Here is a 4,169-nt window from a genome sequence, read left to right on the forward strand (position 1 = left end):
GCGCAGGTGTTGCGCGGTTACTGGCGACGCAGGGTGTGCGCGTGGCGATCACCGCGCGGCGGCAGGCGCCGTTGAAATCGGTGGCGGCCGCAATCGAGGCGGCGGGTGGACCGGTACCCGTCGTGTTGATGGGCGATCTGACCGACGCCGACGATGTGCAGCGCATCGCCAGCGCTTCGCTGCAGGCGCTGCAGCACGTGGACATCCTGGTCAACGCGGCTGGTGGCGCACGGTTGGCCGGGGTGGCCGCAGCAGACGAGGTGTGGGACGAGGCGATGGCACTGAACTTCTCGGCGGCACGACGGCTGACGCAGGCGTTGCTGCCGTCGATGCGGGCCAATGGCTGGGGGCGTGTGATCAACCTCAGCGGGTCGATGGAGCCGCGTGCGGTGAATGCCGCGAGCCCGGCGAAGGCGGCGCTGCATCTGTGGAGCAAGGGATTATCCTGCGACGTAGCGGGCGAGGGCATCACCGTCAATTCGATCGCGCCGGGGCGGATCAACAGCGCGCAGATCCGGGATCGGCTGCATCCCACCGAAGAGAGCCGACGTGAGTTCATCGCCCGCAACATCCCGATGGGGCGTTTCGGCGAACCGGAGGAGGTGGCGCACCTGGTTGCCTTCCTGGCGTCGCCGTTGGCGGGGTACATCACCGGGGCGGTGATTCCGGTGGATGGGGGAATGCACTACTTCGCCCACTAGCCTCCGGCACGATCGGTCAGGGCGTGGCGCCACGTGGAGGACGCGCAGGCGCATACGAAAAGGGCGACCCCAGGGCCGCCCTTCCGCTCACGTCGAGCTCGCCAGCTCAGCGCGGCGAGGCCACCGCGCGGTTGCCCGAGGCACCCTTGCCCTTGCGCTTGTCCTGCTGCGCCGGGGCGGCGCCCTCGGCCATCAGGTTGTCGCTGCCGAAGTCGGTGTCCACGTCCAGCCAACGCTGCGACGGCAGGCCGAGGGCTGCGTCGAGCACGGTCGGCAGCAGGCCGCTGGGCAGGCCGCTTTCGCCGTTCCACATGATGGCGATGCCGAGGTCGCGCTCAGGCACCAGTGCAACAAGGCCACGGTAGCCCTGCACCGCGCCGGCATGGAACACGACATCGTGACCGGCGTAGTCGAAGGTGCGCCAGCCCAGCGCGTAGCCGGCCGAGTGCAGGCGTTCGCGGCGCCAGCCCGAACGCATCTCGCCCGGTGTGTTGATCAGGCTGGAGTGCAGCGTGGCCAGCAGCGGCGCCGGCAGCACGTCCGGACGGTGGCCGGTATGGGCCAGCAACCACTGCGCCATGTCACTGGCACTGGCGTTGACGCCTGCAGCCGGGGCCACGCGGTAATAGGTCGGCTTCGGCGTCAGCGACACCCAGCCGTTGCGGCTGCGCACGTGAGGGCGCGCCCAGCGCGAGCTGGCCTGGATACCGGCCAGACCGAGGCTGGCATCGTTCATGCCCAGCGGCTTGAAGATGCGGCGTTCGACCGACTGCTCGTAGAAGCTGCCGGAGGCGGCATACACGACGTCGCCGATCAGGCTGAAGGCCACGTTCTGGTAGGCGTAGCAGTCGCCCGGCAGGCACTTCAGGCCGGTGTTGGCCAATTTCTGGGTCAGCGCGTAGTACTCGGCGTTGCCTTCGATGTCGCGGTCGTAGGCGTTGTACGGCAGACCGACGCGGTGGCTGAGTACATCGGCCACGGTCAGGCGGTCGGTGGCCTCCGGCGAGTTCAGGCGGAAGCCCGGCACATAGTCGGTGACCTTGCTGTCCCAGCGCAGGGTGCCATCGTTGACCAGCAGGCCGGCCATGGTGCCGGCGAAGGCCTTGGACAGCGACGCCAGGCGAAACACGGTGTGGGCATCGACCGGCAACGGGTTGTTGACGTCGGTGACACCGTAGCCGCGCGCGCTGAGCACGCGGCCGCCCTGCACGATGGCCACTGCCATGCCCGGCACGCGCTCGCCATAGGTGAGCTGCTGCGCCATCGACTCGATGTTGGCGACGTTGAAACCGGCAGCGGGCAACTGCACCTGCGGCACCAGCCCGGTTCGGTAGGCCGCAGGCTGGGTGTGGGCGACGGCGCCACCGGCGGCGGTTTCGATGTTGGTCGGCATCGGCGGCAACGCCGGCGGGGTCTGCGCGGTGGTGGACAAGGCAAGGGGCATCAACATGCCCAGCAAACCGGTGGCCGCCGAACGGATCGGACGACGCAGGCTGTTCTTTTTCATCGGTTGGAACCCGTGCGCGACTGCTGGGGATGATTCTAGCGCCGCTTTTCGCCTGTGCACAAACAAAGCGAAGATGAATGCGCATCTCGTTGAAAAAGTTGGATTTTTGACGCCAGAAAAGCGTGTATCACAAGGTGTCTGCCGGGCCGGTCCGTGACACTGCGTTGCAGCCATCGGCGCCGCCTGCGCTGGCGATGTTGCAGTGCATTGGATAACGTACGCGCTTCACTGCCCCCGGAGCTTGCCATGCCGCTGTCCAACCGCCGTTTGCGGGCGAGGGGAGCCGCGTGAGCGCGGCGCGTGAAAGCGGGGCATTGAAGGGCCTGGTGGCCGCGCTGCGGGAGTCGCCGGCGCTGTGGTGGTCGTTCCTGTACTTCTTCTGCCTGCTCAGCGGCTACTACGTGCTGCGCCCGGTGCGCGAGGCGATGGCCGCTTCGGCCGACCTGGAGACGGTGTTCCCGGCGGCGTTGATCGCCTGGTTCGCCAGCCATGGCATCGCCCTGAAGGACTTCGTCCTGCAGTTCCTGTTCTCCTGCGTGTTCGTGATCATGCTGGTGCTGCAACCGGTCTATGGATGGCTGGTCAGCCGCTTCCCGCGGCGGGTGTTCCTGCCGGCGGTGTACGGCTTCTTCATCGCCACCCTGCTGGGCTTCTACGCGTTGTTCGACAGCGGCGTACCCGGGCGGGGCATGGCGTTCTTCTTCTGGATCACCGTGTTCAATCTGTTTGCGGTCGCGGTGTTCTGGAGCTTCATGGCGGATGTGTTCTCCAATGCGCAGGCGCGGGCCTACTACGGCTACATCGGTGCGGCCGGCACTGTTGGCGCCTTCCTCGGCCCGATCATCACCAGTGCGCTGGTGCAGCGGGTGGGCATCGCCAACCTGATGCTGGTTTCGGCCGGCTTCCTGGTCGTGTGCCTGTTGTGCATCTGGCGCCTGCGGCACTGGGCGGTGCTGCGCGAGCGTGAGCAGCAGCTGGTGTCGGGCGAGCAGCCGATGGGTGGCAGCGTGCTCGATGGCGTGAAGCTGATCGTGCGCGAGCCCCTGCTGGGCTGGCTGGCGATCATGGTGGTGTTCGGCGTGGGTGTCGGCACCTTGCTGTACAACCAGCAGGCCAGCATCGTACGTGCCTCGTTCAACGATGCAGGCGCTGCCACAGCCTTCTTCTCGCGCATCGACCTGGTGGTGAACGCGCTGGCGCTGTTGATGCAGCTCGGGCTGACCCGCTGGTTGCTGTCGCGCCACGGCATCGCCCCGGCGTTGCTGATTCCCGGTTTTGCGATCCTGATCGGCTTCTCGGTGCTGGCCGCATCGCCGATGCCGCTGATGGTGGCGGTGGTGCAGGTGATGACCCGCGCCAGCGAGTTCGCCCTGGCCAAGCCGGCCCGCGAAACCATCTACACCCGCGTGGACCGGCAGTGGCGCTACAAGGCCGGCGCAGCGATCGACACGGTGGTGTACCGCGGCGCCGACCTGACCTTCGCCTGGCTGCACAAGGGGCTGTCCTTGTTCGGTTCGCACGTGGTGTTCATCGGTGGTGTAGCCGTCGCCGGGTTGATGACCCTGGCGGCGTTCGGCGTGCTGCGCGAAGAGAAGAAGCTGCCGCGCGACCGTTGATTTTCCAGGGGCGGATCCCTGTCCCGCAGGGGAAGGGATCCGACCCCATTCTCCATCCTTGTCCAAGGAACTGCCCATGTACTGGATCGCGCTCGTCCTGACCCTGCTGGTCGCCCTGCTGCACGTTTATTTCCTGGTGCTGGAGATGTTCCTGTGGACCCGGCCGCTGGGCCTGAAGACGTTCCGCAATTCACCGGAGAAGGCGGAGACCACGCGCGTGCTGGCGGCCAACCAGGGCCTGTATAACGGCTTCCTGGCGGCGGGCATCGTGGTGGGGCTGATGCTGGCGCAGCCGGTGCTGGTGACGTTCTCGCTGGTGTGCGTGGTGGTGGCGGGGTGCTATGG

At 67.1% G+C, this 4,169-nt stretch carries 4 protein-coding genes; 3 read left to right on the plus strand and 1 reads right to left on the minus strand.

Annotated elements, in window-relative coordinates:
- The coding region (locus tag AB4Y84_RS14985; protein ID WP_442250364.1) for an SDR family NAD(P)-dependent oxidoreductase at positions 1-701 on the plus strand (701 nt) is incomplete at its 5' end.
- 106 nt (positions 702-807) lie between these two features.
- On the opposite strand, the gene AB4Y84_RS14990 is transcribed toward AB4Y84_RS14985, so the two are convergent.
- Positions 808-2,208, minus strand: a complete 1,401-nt coding sequence (locus AB4Y84_RS14990; protein WP_223496209.1) for a serine hydrolase domain-containing protein — start codon at positions 2,206-2,208, stop codon at positions 808-810.
- A 287-nt stretch (positions 2,209-2,495) separates the two neighbouring features.
- Between AB4Y84_RS14990 and AB4Y84_RS14995 the strand changes: the two genes are divergently transcribed.
- The gene (locus tag AB4Y84_RS14995; protein ID WP_442244897.1) at positions 2,496-3,824 is read left to right on the plus strand and encodes an NTP/NDP exchange transporter; all 1,329 of its coding nucleotides are present in this window, start codon (positions 2,496-2,498) and stop codon (positions 3,822-3,824) included.
- Between the two features lie 76 nt (positions 3,825-3,900).
- The coding region (locus AB4Y84_RS15000; RefSeq protein ID WP_442250365.1) for a DUF1304 domain-containing protein at positions 3,901-4,169 on the plus strand (269 nt) is incomplete at its 3' end.

Origin of the sequence: Stenotrophomonas sp. 2YAF22 (genome assembly GCF_052114665.1) — a bacterium.
Lineage (GTDB): Bacteria > Pseudomonadota > Gammaproteobacteria > Xanthomonadales > Xanthomonadaceae > Stenotrophomonas > Stenotrophomonas indicatrix.

Excerpts from the sequence above, each read along its gene's own strand:
- AB4Y84_RS14990 (WP_223496209.1), bottom strand. The coding sequence starts at position 2,208 with ATGAAAAAGAACAGCCTGCGTCGTCCGATCCGTTCGGCGGCCACCGGT.